At 62.4% G+C, this 19,312-nt stretch carries 19 protein-coding genes; 3 read left to right on the plus strand and 16 right to left on the minus strand.

What is annotated here, in order from left to right; genetic code table 11:
- Positions 1 to 2: 2 nt before the first annotated feature.
- Positions 3 to 452: a helix-turn-helix transcriptional regulator gene (locus G9U53_RS15945; protein WP_165638899.1), complete on the minus strand. Its 450-nt coding sequence runs from the start codon at positions 450 to 452 to the stop codon at positions 3 to 5.
- Between the two features lie 112 nt (positions 453 to 564).
- On the opposite strand from G9U53_RS15945, the gene G9U53_RS15950 reads away from it, so the two are divergent.
- Positions 565 to 2,523, plus strand: coding sequence for a M13 family metallopeptidase (locus G9U53_RS15950; protein ID WP_007731407.1), 1,959 nt, complete (start codon positions 565 to 567; stop codon positions 2,521 to 2,523).
- Between the two features lie 67 nt (positions 2,524 to 2,590).
- On the opposite strand, the gene G9U53_RS15955 is transcribed toward G9U53_RS15950, so the two are convergent.
- From G9U53_RS15955 to G9U53_RS16015, 13 genes are all read right to left on the minus strand, one after another.
- Positions 2,591 to 2,917 carry a YnfA family protein gene (locus tag G9U53_RS15955; protein WP_003940244.1) on the minus strand — a complete coding sequence of 109 codons (327 nt, stop codon included), beginning with the start codon at positions 2,915 to 2,917 and terminating at the stop codon, positions 2,591 to 2,593.
- A 16-nt stretch (positions 2,918 to 2,933) separates the two neighbouring features.
- Positions 2,934 to 4,019: a sn-glycerol-3-phosphate ABC transporter ATP-binding protein UgpC gene (gene ugpC, locus G9U53_RS15960; protein ID WP_007731405.1), complete on the minus strand. Its 1,086-nt coding sequence runs from the start codon at positions 4,017 to 4,019 to the stop codon at positions 2,934 to 2,936.
- Between the two features lie 15 nt (positions 4,020 to 4,034).
- The gene (locus tag G9U53_RS15965; RefSeq protein WP_003940485.1) at positions 4,035 to 5,366 is read right to left on the minus strand and encodes an ABC transporter substrate-binding protein; all 1,332 of its coding nucleotides are present in this window, start codon (positions 5,364 to 5,366) and stop codon (positions 4,035 to 4,037) included.
- 37 nt (positions 5,367 to 5,403) lie between these two features.
- Positions 5,404 to 6,306, minus strand: a complete 903-nt coding sequence (locus tag G9U53_RS15970) for a carbohydrate ABC transporter permease (protein ID WP_003939837.1) — start codon at positions 6,304 to 6,306, stop codon at positions 5,404 to 5,406.
- Entirely contained in the window at positions 6,303 to 7,277 is a 975-nt protein-coding gene (locus tag G9U53_RS15975; protein ID WP_003940557.1) for a sugar ABC transporter permease, read from the minus strand. Before G9U53_RS15975 ends, G9U53_RS15970 begins: the two co-directional genes overlap by 4 nt.
- 74 nt (positions 7,278 to 7,351) lie before the next feature.
- On the minus strand, positions 7,352 to 8,275 hold the full coding sequence (locus tag G9U53_RS15980) for a L,D-transpeptidase (RefSeq protein ID WP_165638900.1): 924 nt from the start codon (positions 8,273 to 8,275) through the stop codon (positions 7,352 to 7,354).
- Between the two features lie 216 nt (positions 8,276 to 8,491).
- A complete protein-coding gene (locus G9U53_RS15985) occupies positions 8,492 to 10,174 on the minus strand; it encodes an FAD-dependent oxidoreductase (RefSeq protein WP_165638901.1) in 1,683 nt (560 codons plus the stop codon).
- An 81-nt stretch (positions 10,175 to 10,255) separates the two neighbouring features.
- The gene (locus G9U53_RS15990; protein ID WP_165638902.1) at positions 10,256 to 11,137 is read right to left on the minus strand and encodes a hypothetical protein; all 882 of its coding nucleotides are present in this window, start codon (positions 11,135 to 11,137) and stop codon (positions 10,256 to 10,258) included.
- 10 nt (positions 11,138 to 11,147) lie between these two features.
- Positions 11,148 to 11,366: a dodecin gene (locus tag G9U53_RS15995; protein WP_003939815.1), complete on the minus strand. Its 219-nt coding sequence runs from the start codon at positions 11,364 to 11,366 to the stop codon at positions 11,148 to 11,150.
- Between the two features lie 15 nt (positions 11,367 to 11,381).
- Complete coding sequence (locus G9U53_RS16000) at positions 11,382 to 12,593, minus strand: serine hydrolase domain-containing protein (RefSeq protein WP_003940004.1); 1,212 nt, start codon at positions 12,591 to 12,593, stop codon at positions 11,382 to 11,384.
- A 108-nt stretch (positions 12,594 to 12,701) separates the two neighbouring features.
- Positions 12,702 to 13,202: a DUF6764 family protein gene (locus G9U53_RS16005; RefSeq protein WP_007731389.1), complete on the minus strand. Its 501-nt coding sequence runs from the start codon at positions 13,200 to 13,202 to the stop codon at positions 12,702 to 12,704.
- A 93-nt stretch (positions 13,203 to 13,295) separates the two neighbouring features.
- Positions 13,296 to 14,336, minus strand: coding sequence for a non-homologous end-joining DNA ligase (gene ligD / locus G9U53_RS16010; protein ID WP_165638903.1), 1,041 nt, complete (start codon positions 14,334 to 14,336; stop codon positions 13,296 to 13,298).
- Positions 14,336 to 15,382, minus strand: a complete 1,047-nt coding sequence (locus G9U53_RS16015; RefSeq protein ID WP_165638904.1) for an ATP-dependent DNA ligase — start codon at positions 15,380 to 15,382, stop codon at positions 14,336 to 14,338. Before G9U53_RS16015 ends, ligD begins: the two co-directional genes overlap by 1 nt.
- A 109-nt stretch (positions 15,383 to 15,491) precedes the next feature.
- Between G9U53_RS16015 and G9U53_RS16020 the strand changes: the two genes are divergently transcribed.
- Positions 15,492 to 16,109, plus strand: a complete 618-nt coding sequence (locus tag G9U53_RS16020; RefSeq protein WP_007731384.1) for a hypothetical protein — start codon at positions 15,492 to 15,494, stop codon at positions 16,107 to 16,109.
- Between the two features lie 88 nt (positions 16,110 to 16,197).
- On the opposite strand, the gene G9U53_RS16025 is transcribed toward G9U53_RS16020, so the two are convergent.
- Entirely contained in the window at positions 16,198 to 17,349 is a 1,152-nt protein-coding gene (locus G9U53_RS16025; RefSeq protein ID WP_007731382.1) for a magnesium and cobalt transport protein CorA, read from the minus strand.
- Between the two features lie 302 nt (positions 17,350 to 17,651).
- The gene (locus G9U53_RS16030) at positions 17,652 to 18,269 is read right to left on the minus strand and encodes a TetR/AcrR family transcriptional regulator (protein ID WP_007731377.1); all 618 of its coding nucleotides are present in this window, start codon (positions 18,267 to 18,269) and stop codon (positions 17,652 to 17,654) included.
- Positions 18,270 to 18,369: 100 nt separating this feature from the next.
- Here G9U53_RS16030 and G9U53_RS16035 point away from each other — a divergent pair, with 100 nt between their 5' ends.
- Positions 18,370 to 19,284 carry an SDR family NAD(P)-dependent oxidoreductase gene (locus G9U53_RS16035; RefSeq protein ID WP_007731375.1) on the plus strand — a complete coding sequence of 305 codons (915 nt, stop codon included), beginning with the start codon at positions 18,370 to 18,372 and terminating at the stop codon, positions 19,282 to 19,284.
- The last annotated feature ends 28 nt before the right edge of the window (positions 19,285 to 19,312 follow it).

Consider the following 19,312-nt stretch of genomic DNA (forward strand, 5'->3'; position numbering starts at 1 on the left):
GATCACGTTAATTGCGGCTGCGCGGTCTGCGCTTCTCGATTCCTGATCGGTCTGGTGACTTGTTTGGACACGCAGGACGGCATTCCTGCCGTCGGCTGCTCGGCCTCGCGCCGATAGACACTGGGCGGAACCCCCACCAATTCGGTGAACTTGCTGCTGAAAGTGCCGAGAGAGCTGCAACCGACCTCGAAGCAGACGTCCGTGACACTGAGGTCTCCGCGCCGCAGTAACGCCATCGCTCGCTCGATTCGCCTGGTCATCAGGTAGGCGTACGGCGGTTCTCCGTATGCCTGACGGAATTGGCGACTGAGATGCCCCGCAGACATGTTCACTCCCCGCGCGAGCGCCTCCACGTCCAGAGGCCGCGCGTACTCCCGGTCGATACGGTCTCGCACACGTCGTAGTCGCGCGAGGTCCTGCAGGTGCGGATCTGCGGCAGGTCTGCTGGTCACGTATTCGATCGTGCCATGCCATACCGACGTTGCCCAGCACAAGAGATGAACTCGGCGTGGAGCGATCGCGCACACACCGAGCAGTTCGTCATGATCGTGTAAGGATGGAGAAATGACCACGGCTCATCGCTCAGGCATCGACCTCACCCACCTCGACGGCGACACACGGGCGCAGGACGATCTGTTCGTCCACGTCAACGGAAAATGGCTCGCCGAATACGAGATTCCGGCAGACCGCGCAGTCGACGGGGCCTTCCGGACGCTCTACGACAAGGCCGAAGAAGACGTACAGACCATCATCACCGAAGCCGCGGAGTCCAACTCGGCCGCCGGTACCGATGCACAGCGCATCGGCGACCTGTACTCGAGCTTCATGGACGCCGACGCCGTGGAGGCCGCAGGCCTCGGCCCCATCGACGACGAGCTCGACGCCGTCGCCGATGCGCCGGACCGGTCGTCGCTGGCCACCGTGATCGGACGCCACCAGCGCGTCGGCGTCGGCGGTGCCATCTCGCATTACGTCGACACCGATGCCAAGAACTCCGAGCGGTACCTGATCCACTTCAGCCAGTCGGGAATCAGCCTCCCCGACGAGTCGTACTACCGCGAGGACAACTACGCGGAGATCCGCGAGAAGTACGTCGCGCACATCGACAAGATGTTCACCCTCGCCGGCGTCGGCTACGACGCCCAGCGTGTGTTCGAGCTCGAGAAGAAGATCGCGGCCGGGCATTGGGACGTCGTCAAGCGTCGTGACGCAGATTTGAGTTACAACCTGGTGGGCTTCGAGGAACTGACCGAGCAGAACCCCGGTTTGGACTGGGCGGCCTGGCTGTCCGGTCTCGGCGCCGATTCGGAGAAGTTCGCCGAGATCGTGGTCCGCCAGCCCGAATTCCTGCACACCTTCACCGCACTCTGGGCGTCGGAGTCACTGGACGACTGGAAGGCATGGGCGGCGTGGAAGGTGCTTCATGCCCGCTCCCCTTACCTGCATTCGGCCCTGGTCGACGAGACTTTCGCTTTCTACGGCACCACACTGTCCGGGACCGAAGAGAACCGTGAGCGCTGGAAGCGCGGGGTAAGCCTGGTCCAGGATCTGCTCGGCGAGGCCGTCGGCAAGCTCTACGTCGATCGACACTTCCCCGCAGAGGCGAAGACCCGCATGCTGGAACTGGTCGCAAACCTGCAGGAGGCGTACCGCCGCAACATCTCCGACCTCGAGTGGATGAGCCCGCAGACTCGTGAGGCTGCATTGGCCAAGCTCGAGAAGTTCACCCCGAAGATCGGTTACCCCGACAAGTGGCGCGACTACGCCGGACTCGAGATCTCGGCAACCGACCTGGTGGGCAACTACCGTCGCGGATACGCCGCCGAGTACGACCGTGACCTGGCCAAGCTGGGCGGCCCCGTCGACCGTGACGAGTGGTTCATGACACCGCAGACCGTCAACGCCTACTACAACCCGGGCATGAACGAAATCGTCTTCCCCGCAGCCATTCTCCAGCCGCCGTTCTTCGACGCGGCAGCCGACGACGCTGCCAACTACGGCGGCATCGGCGCCGTCATCGGCCACGAGATCGGTCACGGATTCGACGATCAGGGCGCCAAGTACGACGGCGACGGCAACATGGTCGACTGGTGGACCGACGAGGACCGCAGCGAATTCGGCAAGCGCACAAAGGCTCTCATCGAGCAGTACAACGAGTTCGAGCCCAAGGAACTGCCGGGCCACCACGTCAACGGCGAGTTCACGATCGGCGAGAACATCGGCGACCTCGGCGGGCTGTCGATCGCGATCGCGGCGTACAAGATCGCGACCGAAGGTACCGAACCTCCGGTCATCGACGGACTCACCGGCTTGCAGCGCGTGTTCTTCGGGTGGGCGCAGGTATGGCGCACGAAGGCCCGTGAGGCCGAAGCGCTTCGCCGTCTGGCCGTCGACCCGCACTCGCCGCCGGAGTTCCGGTGCAACGGCGTCGTCCGCAACCTCGACACGTTCCACGAGGAGTTCGACGTCAAGCCCGGTGACGCACTGTATTTGGAGCCGGAGAAGCGTGTGAAGATCTGGTAGCAGGGGCAAGCCCCTGTGCGCGCTTAGGGACCCCCTGGACTCCCTGAGCGCGCACGGGGCCGAAGGCCTACCGGGCGTACATGATCACCCCGACGCCGACCAGACAGATCAGCGCACCGGCGATGTCGAAACGATCCGGGCGGAATCCGTCCATCACCACCGCCCACAGCAGTGAACCTGCGACGAAGATCCCGCCGTACGCGGCGAGGATGCGCCCGAAGTTCGCATCGGGTTGCATGGTGGCGACCAGACCGTAGAGGCCGAGCGAGATGACGCCGAGCCCCACCCAGATCCATCCCTTGTGCTCGCGAATTCCCTGCCACACCAACCACGCGCCCCCGATTTCGAGCAGCGCGGCGAGTACGAACAGCAACAGCGAACGTGCGACGGTCATGCCGCACACAGTATCGCTACAGACGTACTCCGGTCTCCGCGGAAAAGAAGTACACCTCCCCGGCCTTGGGCAGCAGATGAAGCGACTCCCCCGGTGCCACCGACATCTTCCGGTCGACGCGAATGACGATTCGACCGGATCGGCTCTGCCACTGCGAATCCGGGGCACCCTTTGCATAGACGAACGATTCGGCTCCCAACTCTTCGAGCAGATCGGCATCCACGGCCAGCGAGCCCTTTCGCCACGCTCCCACCAGATCCCACGATTCCGGGCGCACTCCCACGACGACCCGCTCCCGCTCGGACGCCCCGGTGGGCAGCGGAATCCGCAGATCACCGAGCACTGCGACGGTTCCCTCGACCGGCGCTTCGATCAGGTTCATGCCGGGCGATCCGATGAAGGCGGCCACAAAGGTGTTGACGGGGTTGTCGTAGAGTTCGCGCGGCTTCGCCACCTGCTGCAAGCGACCGTCCAGCATCACCGCCACTCGGTCCCCCATCGTCATCGCCTCGACCTGATCGTGGGTGACGTAGACCGTCGTGGTGCCGAGTCGACGCTGTAGGGCGGCGATCTGCGACCGTGTGCTGACGCGTAGTTTGGCATCCAGATTGCTGAGCGGCTCATCCATGCAGAACACCTTGGGATGGCGAACGATGGCTCTACCCATGGCAACTCGCTGACGTTGTCCACCGGACAGCTTTGCCGGTTTACGCCCGAGCAGCGGTTCGAGCTCGAGCATCCGCGCGGCCTCGAGTACCCGCTCCCGGCGCTCCGTCTTTCCCACTCCGGCATTCTGGAGCGCGAAGCCCATGTTCTGCTCGACGGTCATGTTCGGGTACAGCGCGTAACTCTGAAACACCATGGCGACGTCACGTGCTCGCGGAGCGAGGTGCGTGACGTCCGTGCCGCCGATCTCGATCCGACCGTCCGACGCGGACTCGAGACCGGCGAGCATTCGCAGGCTGGTGGACTTACCGCAACCGGAAGGTCCTACGAGTACCAGGAACTCACCATCGGCGATGTCGAGGTCGAGACGGTCGACTGCCGGTCGATCGGTTCCTTCGTAGCGGTGCGTGACTCCCGCGAATTGCACGTTGGCCATGAGTGTTCTCTCCTACTACTTCGGCAGCTTGGGGGTGATCTGCCGGTCGATGATCTGCTGCAACTGCGTGGCAACGCCGGCGAATGTCGATGCGACGTCGGCCTTCTGGAGAGCAATCTGCTCGAGTCCGGTGCCGATGATCTGATCCCCACCCGGGACGAACACGCGTGCGTAGTCCTGCGAGCGCGTACGCGAGAGCTGATCCACAGCGGTACGGGAGTTGGGGTTCGCGTCGAGGAACGCCTTCATGCTCGGCTCCGAGGTTGCCGACTTGCGGACCGGCATGTAGCCGACGTTCTGCGAGAAGTACGCCGTGTTCTCACCATTGGTGATGAAGTCGATGAACTTGAGCGCGTTCTTCTTACGCTGATCGGAGATCTTGGACGGGATGGCAAGCCCGGCACCGCCGGTGGGGCAACCGGGAGTTCCGTCCACTGCCGGGAGGAAAGCGGTGCCGAAGTCGAAGTTGGCAGTCTTCTTGATGCCGGACAGATCGCCCGTCGACGCGATGGTCGACGCCAGAATGCCGGTACCGAATTCGTTCGCGATGTCAGTGGAGACCGCGGCGTACTTCTTGTCGTGAATCATGCTGGAGAGGAACTGCCCTGCGGCAATGGTCTTCTCGTTGTCGAGCTGCAGATTCCACTGGTCGGAGTACGAGCCGCCGAACGTCCAGATTGGGCCTTCGTAGGTCCAGCCGAGGTAATCCTTCGCGTTGCCCCACCCGTGTGCCAACTTGCCGTTGCCCACGACCTTCTGCAGCTCGGGTCCCCACTCGTCGAACTCCTGCCATGTCGCCGGCCCACGGTCGGGGAGACCTGCCTGCGACCAGACCGCCTTGTTGTAGTAGAACAACGGCGTCGACCGCGCGTAGGGAAGCGCATAGTGCTTGCCCTGGAACAGGTAGTCGGCGAGCAGTGAATCGACGTAGTCGGCCGAGTCGACCCCCACCTCGGAGAAGAGTCCGTCAAGCGGCTCGATTGCCCCGGCCAGTGCATAGTTGAACCACCAGACATCGGACAGCACAACCACATCGGGCACATCTCCACCGGAGAGGGCAGCGTTGAACTTCTGTGCCACCTCTTCGTAGTTCTTGCCGCCGTCCACCAAGTTGACCTTCAGGTCCGGGTACTTGGTCTGGAAGCGGTTGATCAGTTCCTTCTCCACGTCGGTGGACTTACCCGGGTGGTTCGACCAGAAGGTGATGGTGTTGGAATCACCCGACGCACCGGATGTTCCCGCAGCATCAGCGCTCGACCCGCCGGATCCCGCGCACGCGGTCAGTGCGGCACCGGCGGCGATTGCACCGCCGAGGCTCAAGAATCCGCGCCTGTTCATGTTTGCCATTACTGCTCCTCGAGAAAGAAATGTGACGGGAAAGCTGTCAGCCCTTGACCGCACCGGAGGTGAGGCCCTTGATCATGTGTCGTTGCAGCAGAAGGAAAATCACCAGGATCGGTAGCATCGTCAGCACCGTTCCTGCCATGACCGGACCCCAGTTGGTAAGTCCGTCGTTGTTCTGCAGTTGGGTCAATCCGATCGGCAGCGGCGCTACCGAGGAATCGTCGGACATGAGGAACGGCCACAGGTACTCGTTCCATTCGTTGACCACCGTGATGATGCCGAACGCCACCATCGTGGGTCCGGAAACGGGGAGCACCACGCGCCAGAGCAACCGCCAGTGGCCGGCTCCGTCCATCCGCGCCGCCTCGACGATCTCCGAAGGGATCGAGAGGAAGTGGTTGCGCATGAGGAACGTACCGAAGGCTACACCCGCGAGCGGAACTATGATGCCCTGGAACGTGTTACGCCAGCCCCACTCTGCCACGAGCGCGTAATTCGAGATCACGGTGATCTGGTTCGGAACCATCAATGCGGCGATGATTCCGAGAAAGACGAAGTTCTTCCCCGGGAAGCGCAGGAAAACAAGCCCATAGGCGCTGAGAGTCCCCAGAACGAACTTCGCCGCCGACAGAATCGTCGTGATCACTATCGAGTTCCGCAAGAACATCCAGAACGGGACCGATGTGGTTGCTTCCGAATAGTTTTCGGGATGCAGCGACGACGGCCACCACGTTGCCGGCTGCGTGTAGATCTCCGGGCGCTCCTTGAACGAGGTCATCACGATCCAGTAGAGCGGCAGGACGATGATGACCAACGCGATCACCATTGCCGCATAGCCGAGGATCTTCACACCGACCTCACGCCGGTCCACGTTCTTGCGGTCCGGCCCCGGCCTAACGACGGAAGTCGGAGCAGCGCTTTTCTTTTCCTCTACCGCTGTCATTTCTCTTCTCCCCGATCCATGGCACGAACCTGGTAGACGGTGATGATCAGCAGGATCAGGAACATGATGGTGGCAACCGTCGCACCGTAGCCCGCCCGGAAGTTTCGGAACGTCTCGTTGTACACCTGGTAGACCATCGTCGTCGTCCCCGTACCCAGCGGGCCACCACGGGTCATGACGTTGATGATGTCGAAGACCTGGAGCGAGTTGAGCATGACGGTGATGGAGAGGAAGAACGTCGTCGGGCGCAACTGAGGTAGGAGAACCCGGCGAAACTTGGTCCACGGCTTGGCACCGTCGATTTCGGCGGCTTCGTTCAACTCTTGCCGAACTCCTTGCAGCGCAGCGAGATAGATGACAAACGTGTAGCCGAGGTTCTTCCACATGTATGTCACCGTCACCATGAACAGCGCCCAGTGGGGGTCCTGATAGAAGTCGGGCGATTGGAGTCCGACGCGGTGCAGGAGATCCTGGATCAGACCGAAGTTGGGGTCGAAGACGAACTGAAACGCGACACCGATCGCTGCACCGGAGATGACGAACGGAGCGAAGATGGCCGACCGGACCAGGTTTCGCCCGACGAGCTTGCGATCGAGCAGCATGGCCAACGCCAAACCGATGACCATCGAACCCACCACTGTGACCAATGTGAATACCACTGTGTTGGTGACGATCTGCCAGGTGTCGCTTCGTCCGAACCACTCGCGGTAATTGCTCAGCCCGATGAACGTCGCCTTCGGGTCCGCAATGTTCCAGTCGAAGAACGAAAGTCGGATGTTGTCCACCAGCGGGCGATAGGTGAACAAGATCAGCAACGCGAGATTGGGACCTACCAAGAGCGCGAACAGCGCGTAATCACGCCATGGTCTGCCCCACAGACCTGGCTTGCCTGAAGTGGGCAGCGTTCTTTCCGGACTCGATCTCACTGAGGCAGTCTGACCGCCCGCAACGAATGAATGGTGAACGTACAAGACACTCGAGCTGAACGCGACACGAAAAAGGCCCTGCGCGAATACTTCTCGCGCAGGGCCTTCCTCGTCGATGTCTAGCGGTTCCAGTCGCCCAATCCGTCGGCGCCGCTGAGGACTCCACCTGCGGTGTTCTGCACGATCACCGGGTCACCCTTGCCTGCGTTCTCGAAGAACCACTTGGCATCCTCGGTGCTGACATTGAGGCAGCCGTGGCTGACGTTGGTGAAACCTTGTTGCGCAACCGACCACGGAGCTGCATGGACGAAGATGCCACTGTAGGAAATTCGTGTCGCGTACTCGACGTAGGTGCGGTAACCCTCGGGAGAATCGATCGGAACGCCGTACGTGGACGAATCCATGTACATGTCGCGCAGCTGCTCGCCGACGATGTACGTGCCGTTCGGTGTTTCGTGCCCCGGCTTGCCGAACGACGTCGGCATGGTGCGCACGACCTCACCGTTGCGGGTGACGGTGACCTGCTTGGTGTTGTCGTCCGCGACGGTGACGAGTGCGTCACCGATGTTGAACGTGGAGTGCGAATCACCGGCGTCGACGGTCACGGAGATGTTCGCCGGCCAGAACTGTGCCGGCTTCCAACGGACCTGGCTGTCGTTGATCCAGTAGAAGCTGCCATCGACCGGCGGATCGGTGGTCACGCGAATCGCGCGCTCGGCCGTCGCACGGTCGCCGACTGCCTCGTTGAAACGAATGATGATCGGCTGCGCGATGCCGACTGTCTCACCCGCGGACGGATTGAGCGACGGCGCGGAGAAGTTGGGGACGCCGATGGGCGCCTGGATCGGCGTACCCGGGATGCCCGGAACCGGAATCGCCGGGTCGAGGTACGGAACGCCGGGGATCACGGGCAACGGAATGTCGGGTCCACCGGGGAAGAGAGGAACGGCCGCGGAAGGTCCGGCGAGAGCCAGGCCGACAGCCACTGCTCCGACGATTGCCACGGCAACCCGTGACGTCCGACGACCCTTTTTGCTGCCCATGTCACTACCTTCGCTCGACTGACCACGTACTCACGTGGATCGTGCGCGGCCGGCATCGATACCCGCCTGGTACCGATGCCGATGCACCATTCGGACGCGCCCGCCGGGCGCACACCTACACACCCGAGCACGCCGAAGAGAGCAAACCGCACATTTCCATAGTCATTAACACACAAAAGCGGCAATCGAGCAATTCGGATGTTCGCCCAAACGTTGCTATCCGTCGCTGCGGGCAGCCGCCAACATGGATTCGATGGAGATGAGTTTGGTTCGCGGTCGTCCGGTTGCGGCACCGGATGCGCGTTCTGCCTTGTCGATCCGCTGCCAACCTTGATAGTCCACCTGATCCGGCGACCGGTCTGCCAACAAAACCTGCAACTTGTCGGCATCCTCGGTCGGGGTGGCGAGGCGCCCACCAGCGAAGTCGTCGAAGATCATCGACACGGTCTCGGCGGAGCAGTACTTGTTGGTGCCGATCACGCCAGTCGGTCCGCGCTTGATCCAACCCGCGACGTAGACACCCGGGATCGGCGTGCCGGTCTCGGTGTCGATTACTCTGCCGTTCTCGTTGGGGATCACGCCGCGAGCGTCGTCGAAGGGCAAGTCGGCCATCGGTGTGCCGCGGTATCCGACCGACCGAAGCACCAGTGAAGTGTCGATCGTCTCCTCGGTCTCGGTAGGCCGGGCGGAGAGCTGACCGGTCGGCGTTGCCACCAATTCGTTTTTCACGATCCGCACCTGTGAGACTGCACCGTCGCCGAGGATCTCGACGGGAGAGGTGAGGAACCGGAGAACGATCCGCTTGCGAGAAGGATCTGCGGTACGCGAAGCAAATTCCTGCGCCTGCTTGACCTTGAGCAGGACGGACGGCTCGGCGGCATCGCTGTCCACGAACGCCTGACTGGCCTCGTCGAGTTCGGCTTCGATCGGGTCGACGACTACGTCCACGTTCGCCATCTGTCCGAGCGCCAACAGTTCGGGATTGGTGTACGCGGCCTGCGCCGGCCCACGACGCCCGAGAATGACCACCTCACGAATCTTGCTGTTCCGCAGCGCTTCCAATGCGTGCTCGGCGAGGTCCGTCTTCGCAAGCTGGTCAGGGTCGGTCACCAGGATGCGTGCGACGTCGAGTGCGACGTTGCCGTTTCCGACGATCACCGCTCGCTCGCCAGACAGATCGAAAGTCCGATCGGCATATCCCGGGTGGCCGTTGTACCAGGCGACGAACTCGGTGGCGGCGTGACTTCCCGGCAGATCCTCGCCCGGGATCTCGAGCTTGCGATCCCCGGCAGCGCCCACCGCGTAGATCACTGCGTGGTGATGGTCCAAGAGTTCCGAATGCGAGATGTGGGTGCCCACCTCGACGTTGAAGTGGCAGCGCACAGTCTTCTTCGCGACGACGGCGCGGAACTGATCGGTGACCCCCTTGGTTCCGGGATGGTCTGGCGCCACGCCGGCGCGCACCAAACCGTAGGGAGTGGGAAGTCGATCGAACATGTCGACCTCGACGCGAGGCTTGCCGGTCAGTTCCATCGCCGCGTAGCAGGCGGCCGGGCCGGAGCCGACGATCGCCACTTTCAGCGTTCCCAGTTCGGGATCGATCTTGGCCATCGTGATCGGCTCGGGCCAATCCGGGCCCATCGGATGCTTCTCGAAGTACGACGCGTTCATCTGCAGGTACGGCGCGTCGTCCTCGTCGAGTTCGTTGTCCGGGAAGATCGCCTCGACCGGGCATTCGTCCACACACGCACCACAATCGATGCAGGTGTCGGGATCGATGTAGAGCATTTCGGTGGTCGCGAACGGGGCTTCGTCCGGTGTCGGGTGAATGCAATTGACCGGACACACGTCAACACACGAGGCGTCGTTGCAGCACGGCTGCGTGATCACATACGCCATGACATTCCCCTATCCCTGAAACACGAAGCTCGAACTGGTTCCCAGACTATAACGTGTTCCAATTTGGCGCGAGAATCGTTTTCAGATCACCCCATTGCGCTTCAGCAGCCACACCGCCTGCACGGTGGCGTGACCTCGCCATTCCAACGCCGCGGCGGGTGAATAGCTGTCGAAATCCACCGCCCAACCGCCGTCGCCATGTTGTCGCGCAGCGAGCGCAGACAGTTCGGACTCGATCACTGATGCGTCGAACAACGCGCGGGTCGGGCCGCCGGGAAGCGGTGAGAAATCGAGGGGCCGCATGAATTCGCCCTCGGCTCCCCCGTCCACGTGAACCAAGCCGTCAGCCGGGATACGCGAACCAAGAGTGCTCACCAACGACGACGCTTCGGGACTGTTCCGGTGAACCGCGTCGAGAAACTGCAAGGCAAAGGCCAGCTCGAGGGCATGGAGAGAATCCGCCCCGTCGATCGCGTCGAGGCAATATCGAACGGCAGAGGCGAACCACGGATGTTCGGCGACGGCCTCGTCGAATTCGGCAACGCGAGCCGCTGCAGCACACACGATGCTGGTGATCTGCAACGACGGCGCCAACGGATCCGCATCCACCCAGAAGGGCGCACAACCGGCCGGGTCGGCGATCGGGAAGGCGAACGGCAAACCGCCGTCTGCCAGCGAATTGGTCTGCAACCAGTCGCACAGTTCGACCGCTCTGGGCGTCGGCGTTCCGATGTCGGCAAAGGCTTCGAAGGCGTGCAGCGCGCCGCCAGGTTGGCTCGATGCCGAGCGAAGATCCGGTTCGAGTCCCCAGCCGTACCCACCGTCCGGGTTGCGATAACTGTCCACAGCCGCCAATGCCGCGGTCCGGTCACCCTGTCCGAGAATCAAATTCAGTCGATGCCGATCGAGAGTTCTGGCATGTCCCGCCATGAACCCGACGGCCGCCCTGAGATCAACACTCATGAACGACGACTCAAGATTCGTCGCCGTCGAGCCGGAAGCCGACCTTCAACGTGACCTGGAAATGCGCCACGGCGCCGTTCTCGATGTGACCGCGAGTTTCCACCACCTCGAACCATTCGAGGTTGCGCACCGTCTCGTTCGCCCGGGCGATGGCGGTGCGAATTGCCGCGTCACTGCTCTCGGTGGACGAGCCGACGATCTCGGTCACCCGGTACACGTTGCTGCTCATGGCATTCCCTTCGTGTCAGATTCGACGAACCAACTCCTGCGCCTCGGCGCCGAGCCTCGCAAGGCGAAGATCACCGAGAGCTGTCACAGCACTACCCAACCTGTTGGTGGTGAAACCGAGCGAGAGTCCGCTGGACAGGTCCGCATACGCGCCTGAACCGCCGACTCCGTAGTGGCCTATCGCATTCCGCGGCTGCCGCCGCGCGGCAATGATCGGCGGGTGGTAACCGAGAGTCCAGTTGGGCCGCACCGCCAGCACGTAATCCCGATCGCGAGTCTGGATGGTCGACATCTGGTCGATGGTCGATTCCTTCAGGAACCGCTTCCCGTCGATCACGCCGCCGTTCGCGATGGCGCCGTACATCTTCGCGAGAGCACGCGCGCTGAACACTCCGTTCCAGCCCGGCATGACGGCGTCGTGGACAGCCGGGTTGCGCACCATGACGTCGAAACCGTCCGGCATCGCGGCCTCCGCGAGTCCGCGAGTCGGACCGACGTGTGAGAGCACGGTCGACGCGAAGGCCCAGTTCAAGCCGGCAGGGTTGATATGTGGGAACAGCTTCGCGATCCGTGGACGTTCGGTTTCGGGTACGCGGTACCAGAATTCGTCGACTCCGAGGGGCTTCGCTATCTCCGCTTGTACGACGTCGATGAACGGCTGACCGGACACCCTGGCCACAAGTTCCGCTACCAACCAGCCGTAGGTCACAGCGTGATAGCCGGGGCCTCGAAGCCGACGCGGATCCGGTTTCTCGGCAGCCAGGGCGGCAACGACCGCGTCGTAGTCCATCAGGTCGAGAGGATGCGGCATCAAGCCGCGAACTCGGTGAAGGCCCGCGCGATGTGACATCAGTTCGCGGACGGTGATCTTGTCCTTGCCGGCCGCCGCGAATTCAGGCCAGTACCGAGCAACCGGGGCGTCGTAGTCGATCAACCCACGTTCGGCGAGTCGGTGAACGACGGTGCTGGCGACGCCTTTGCCGGTCGAGAACGACAGCGACACCGTGTCGTGGTCCCAGCGCCGATCACGATCGGCATTGCCGGCCCAGATGTCGAGCACTTTCTCGCCGCCCAGGTACACGACCAGCGCGCCGCCGCCTTGTTGCGGTTGGCGATACATCGCGAAGAAGCGGTCGGCCAAGGGAAGGAATCGCCGGTCCACGTACAGCTCGGTGCGCGAAGGCACCTCCACCCGGGCGAGTGAACCCCGTCGTGCACTGGGAGTCATCGCGTCCTCCGATCCCCGCTGATCAAGTTGCCCGGTCACCCGATCGGTGGCAGGAGCTTGACACCATTGTGACCACTGTCACGCAAGAGGCTCAGGGCCGGGGTGCCCTCACGGGGTGACCCACGTCGAAGTGCCGTCGCTGAAACATCCCTGACCTGTGGCGATATTGAAAACAAGGGTGGGACCACCTGAGCAGATCGCCCCGACGTCCGCGTCACCCACTGCCGCTCTGCCGCCAGGTCCGCTGAGCACCACGGCAAAGGGTGAGGAGTCGGTGCGACCGAGTGCGAGCGAACCCGGGCCGTACGCGACCGCGGCAAGTAACCCACCGCGCGACTCCGCCGCAGCAACGCCGCCGAAGAGGCCGAGGCCTGCCGACCTGCCGCCGTCTCGAGAATCCGCGACGCCGACGCCGTCGCCCTCGACGTGTGAAATCGCGTAACTGGAGGGATCTGCCACCGCTCGGCATGCGGATGACCCGTCGACGATCGTCTGATCTTGCCCGCGCGCCGAACAATCCAACGTCGCGGCTGACGCTGTTCCGCTACCGAGTGACAATCCGAAGGCGGCAAGAATCACACCGCCCGCCGCTAAGCTTGCTGCTCGCATTTTCCGGCGATCCATATCCAACCCCCACAGTGCATTCGACGTGACCGTACATTCGACGTCTGATCGAATTACCCGATATGTCCGCCTCTGACGCTACCCGTCTTTGTTCTTCCGATCGCGGTCCTTGCTCGGTTGAACACGTTTGGGTTCACCGGGCATTTTGGGATAGTTCGGCGGGTACGGCAGATCGCCCAGTCCTGCCGCCAGATCCTTCTCCCACATCTCCAACAGAACATCGAGGGCAAAGGCCTTGTCGTGCATGGCTCCCATCGGATCACCACGATCGGCGAGCAAGCCGGGAACCGTGGCGATGGTGCAGTCGTCTGGATGCACGTCGCGCAGTTCGTCCCAGGTCACCGGCGTCGACACAGTTGCGATCGGCGTCTTACGAGCGGAATACGCCGCCGCGATCGTCCGGTCACGGGCATTCTGATTGAAGTCGATGAAGATCCGTTCACCCCGCTCTTCCTTCCACCACGCGGTTGTGGCGCGATCGGCACTACGACGCTCGACTTCACGAGCAAGGGCGATACCCGCGTGACGGACCTCGACAAAATCCCAGCGCGCCTCGAGCGGGATATAGACGTGAAGGCCTCGGCCACCGGACGTCTTGGGAAATCCTTCCAATCCCAACTCAGCGAGCAGAGGGCGAAGGACCTCGTCCGCGATGGCAACGGCCTCGTCGAACCCGGTCCCCGGTTGCGGATCGAGATCGATGCGCAGTTCGTCCGGGTGGTCGGTGTCCGGGCACCGCACGGCCCAGGGATGAAACGTGACAGTCCCGAGATTGGCGGCCCACACGATGTTCGCAGCACTTCGCACTCGAAGGACGTCGGCCTTGCGACCCGACGGGAACGTGACCTCGCAGGATTCGACGTGCTCGGGCCGTTTTGCCGGCAGCCGCTTCTGGTAAACCTCTTCGCCCTCGATGCCGTCGGGGAATCGCTGAAGATGCGTGGGCCGATCTTGGAGCGCCCGCAACGCTGCACCCTGCAGCGCCACCGTTCGGTAGTACTCGACAAGATGCCGTTTGGTTCCGCCGTCCTCACCCAACTGCGGATAGTAGATCTTGTCCGGGCTCGACAATCGGACCGCGATCCCGTCGACGTCCAGTTCCTCTGCCGGGCTCGCCATCACTTACCGCCTGCAAGAACATCCGCGAAGTCGTATCGCACCGGAACCTCCAACTGATCGAATGTGCATTCGTCGGGCACCCTGTCCGGACGCCAGCGCAGGAATCGTGCAGCGTGCCGAAAGCGTTCCCCTTCCATCTGGTCGTACGCCACTTCGAGCACCCGCTCAGGACGAAGCGGAATCCAGGAGCGGTCTGCGGCCGATCTCCACCGGCTGGCCTCTCCCTCGGCTACAACGTCGTCCCCGAGGCGCAAAGGTTCGAGTTCGGCCAACAACTCGATCCGCCGCGCCGCGGTGAAAGCAGAAGCGCCACCGACCATCTTCAATTCGGAACCGTCGTACAGACCAAGAAGCATCGACCCGATACCTGGCTGACTCTTGTGGGGACGGTAGCCCAGCAGTACGACATCCGCGGTCCTGGCGTGTTTCACCTTGATCATCTCGCGCTTGTTCGGCAGGTACGGTCCCGCCAGCTTCTTGGCGACAACCCCGTCGAGACCCGCGCCTTCGAAGGTTTCGAACCAGGCCATTGCTTCGGCGCTGTCGGCCGTCGCTGCCGTGACGTGGCAACTCGGCCCGCCACCGACGCAATCGAGGAGCAACGCACGTCGAACCCCGAAGTCCTCGATCGAGACGTCGCGATCCCCGAGCGCCAGTAAATCGAACCCGACAAATTGCGCGGGCGTCTGTTCCGACAACAATGCGACGCGGCTCGCGGCGGGGTGAATCCGCTCGGAGAGCGCTTCCCAACTCAGGCGCGTCACACCGTCGATCTCACGGGGAACCACCAGTTCTCCGTCCACCACACATTTTTCGGGCAATTCAGACTTGACGGCTTCCACCGCTTCGGGAAAGTACCGCGCCAGGTCCTTTCCTCCTCGCGATCCGAGCACCACTTCGTCACCGTCACGAAAGATGATTGCTCGAAATCCGTCCCATTTCGGCTCGTACGACCACGTCGGGTCACCGGACTCGGGCTGAGACGGCACAGTGGCCGCAGCCTTCGCGAGCATCGGGGCGAGCGGCGGCATCAGGGGTAGCTCCACCTACCCATACTGACAGTCCGGTTGGCAATTCGACTACCGATGTATTGGAATAGGTCCCGAACAATCCACGAACCAACAGAACTATCCAAGAATCAACAAAGGGGTCCTTATGTCCGGAATCGTCCGGCGACTTTGCACTGCGGTGATCGCAACTTCTGCAATCGCCGCCTTCACCGTCGGTTGCGGTTCCGACATCGAGCCGAAAGCCATTGCGGAATCATCTTCCTCGGTTGCCGATTCGACCACTACCTCCGCAGCCCCGACCACCTCGAAGATCACCGGCCAGGAGGGTTCGGACGACGGCGGCGACGTCGACATCGACGTGTCGATCGGTGATTGCGTCAAACTCGGCGGCACCACGACGGCCGCGGAAATCGACAACGCGGACTGCGGTAGCAAGGATTCCAACTACAAGGTGGTCGCCAAGGTTCCCACCTCTGATCTGTGTGCCTCCGACGTCGACTCGTACTACTACGAGACCCTCGCGGGTGACGAGCAGGGCGCTGTCTGTCTCGACGTCGACTGGGTAGTCGGCGGATGCATGGATCTCGGCAGCGGAATGGACGAGCCCGCCCGCATCGAATGCTCGGATACCAGCGGCACCAACGTCGTCGAGGTCGTCGAAATTCTACAGAACTCAACGTCGATCGACGAATGCGGTTCGGGGGCAGACTCGGGATTCGAGCACCCGGAACGTAAGTTCACGGTCTGCGTCGCAACGCTCTGATTCGAGCGCCCTCCCGAAAAACACCTGTGCGCCTTGACAACCGATCTCGGCTGGCAAGGCGCACAGCGCTTTCTACAGCCGGCGCTTTCTACAGCCAGCCCCGACGCTTGAAGATCGTGTAGAGACTTCCACAGGTCAGGAACATCATCGAGAGCGCAAACGGATAGCCCAAGTGCCAGTGCAGTTCCGGCATGTCGTCGAAGTTCATCCCGTACACGGTTCCGATGAGCGTCGGCGCGAAGAGAATTGCCGCCCACGCCGAGACCTTCTTGATCTCCTCGTTCTGCGCGTAGCTTGCCTGCGTCAGATTGCGCATCTCCTCGTTCTGGTTCTGCGACACCAGAGTTGCGTTCACCGTGAGGATGTTTCCGAGCAACTGACGAAAGCCGTCGGCCCGCTCCACCACAGTCGTCGCATGGTCGGTGACGTCGCGCAGGTATCGCTGGAGTTCCTCGTCCGTGTGGTACTTGTCGAACCCTGCCGACAACCCACGCAGCATTCCCAGCAGCGGACGCGTCGCCCGCTGGAATTCGATCACCTCACGGGTCAGTTCGTAGATGCGACGCGAAACTCCGGGATCGCCACTGAATACTTCGGTTTCGATCTCGTCGATGTCGTTCTGCAGTCCGGCCACCACCGGGGCGTACCCGTCGACGACTGCGTCGAGAATGGCATAGAGAACGGCCTCGGTACCCAACCGCAACAGGTCAGGATCGTTCTCCATGCGAGTCCGCACCGCCGACAGATCCGGCGATTCACTGTGACGGACGGTCAGAATGAAGTTCGGACCACAGAAGATGTGCAACTCGCCGAATTCGACCCGCTCGGTCTCGTCGCGGTACCGCGCAGCACGCAGCACCACGAACAGTGTCTTGCCGTAGCGCTCGAGCTTGGGGCGCTGGTGCGCGACGATCGCATCCTCGACCGCCAGTTCGTGGAGGTCGAAATGTTGTGCAGCGGCATACAACTGGGCGTCGTCGGGCCGGTACATGCCGATCCACGCCATCGACTGCGAATCCGGAAGGCATGACAGTGCTTCCGCCAGCGTGGACGGTGACGCTATCCGCTCGCCGTCGCGGTACACGCCGCTGTTGACGACGGTCGATTCGACGGGCGCCACCGCCTCGGGCGGGGCAGCCTTGACGACGGTGCGTGCGGCACGCGAGTGTCCGGGATGTGAGTCACCGAGCCCCGCGGAACGACGCGGCAGTACCGAACGTGAACGACGAAATTCGCGCATGCTGAACAGCTTTCGAGGGAAGAGTGAACGACGACGCTTGCTTCACAGCAAAGCCGAAGCCGATGAACACACGATGAAGCTGCAGCAAAATACCGGATCAACCCGGGCGGCTACAGCTTCAGTTGGTACTCGGAGGTTGGCCACGCATTACAGCCACACCTCCTCTTCCCTGAATTCCTACGCAAGTCCGCGCACGACGCCAACATTCTACCCCGACTGTCAGAGCGGGACAAACCGAACGACAAGCCGCAGGACAGCACGAACCGGTCGGAGGAAACCCGCTCGACGAATGCAGCTTTCAGTCAGTTCGCAGCGCGCAATCCGCCGATCAACAGTTCGACGATCTGGTCCGCCAACGACTCCGTCTCCGCCAACGTCTGCCCTTCACGCCTTCGGTACCAGAGGTCGATGCCGTTGAGACTGCTGAGGAGGACTTTTGCCGCCATTCGAGGTGAGCCCGCACGAATGGAACCATCCGCGACACCTTCGGTCATCACGTCGACGAACAGATTCTCGTAGTCGAGTCGCAGCGAATTCAGTTCCACGAGGACTTGCTGTTGCCTCGGCTTGAGCGCGGAGTTCATCTGACCCCGGACACCTTGGTGGATCGTGTGGTGGTACCCGAGATGTGTCATGAGATTGACCAGGTGGGCGTGCGACATCGCTTCGAGACGCGCGAGGCCGCTTTCTGCCCCGCCCATCCGAGACTCGACCTCAGCGCGGAGCAGGCTCATCCCGCGCTCGTAGATTGCCAGGTAGATGTCGAACTTCGAACGAAAGTGGTAGTAGACAAGACCTTTGGTGGCGCCGATTCGATCGGCCAGTAAATCTACAGTCGTGGCTGCGTAACCGTCTTCGGCAAAGGCGTCGGCGGCGCTGGTGATGATCGCGGATCGCACGTCCGGAAGATCACTACTCATTCGACTTCCACTCCCATTCACACTGCCTGCCGGCCCTTGACTGTTTCCACGCCATCGCATAGTAATACTGAGTAGTATCCCAGATCAGAGAGGTTTTCCAATGTCGTTGGATTTTTCCGGCAAGGTAGCGATCATCACGGGCGCAGGCGGCGGACTCGGCCGTTCACACGCATTGGCCCTCGCCGCACGCGGCGCACGCGTCGTCGTCAACGACATGGGTGGCTCGGTCAACGGCAGTGGCGGCGCTGATACCGCAGCAGCCAAGGTAGTGGCGGAAATCGTCGAGCTGGGCGGCGAGGCCATCGCGGACCACTGCGACATCACTGACGTCGACGCCGTTGCCGCCATGGTCGCGACGGCCGTGGACAAGTGGGGCCGCGTGGACATCCTGATCAACAACGCCGGAATCCTGCGCGACAAGTCGTTCATCAAGGCCGAGCTCGACGACTTCCGCAAAGTCATCGACGTGCATCTGATGGGTTCCGTCATCTGTTCCAAGGCAGTCTGGCCGCACATGGTCGAACAGAACTACGGACGCATCCTCATGACTACGTCGGCATCGGGAATTTACGGCAACTTCGGCCAGGCGAACTACGGCGCCGCGAAGTCCGGCGTCGTCGGCCTGATGAACGTTCTCGCCATTGAGGGCGAACGCAAGGGCATCCGCGTCAACTCGCTGGCCCCGACCGCCGCGACCCGCATGACCGAAGACCTCCTCGACGAGAAGACTCTCGCTCTGCTTGCACCCGAATCGATTTCACCCGGCGCACTGTTCATGGTCTCCGATGACGCACCGACGAAGACCATCCTCAGCGCCGGCGCCGGCGTCTTCGCGATCGCTCGCATGGAGGAGTCGCAGGGCGTCTACATCCCCGAAGGCGCACTCTCCCCCGAGGTCGTCGCCGAACGGTGGTCCGAGATCAGTGACATGACCGATTCCGTCCAGGTGCCCGCGGCGTTCGATCAGACCCGCCGGTTCGTCGAGAAGGCCGTGGCGGAGCAGCCCAGCAACTGAGCAGGGCAACCAGACAACTGATCGACCC

Source organism: Rhodococcus sp. D-46, assembly GCF_011290655.1.
GTDB lineage: Bacteria > Actinomycetota > Actinomycetes > Mycobacteriales > Mycobacteriaceae > Rhodococcus_F > Rhodococcus_F qingshengii.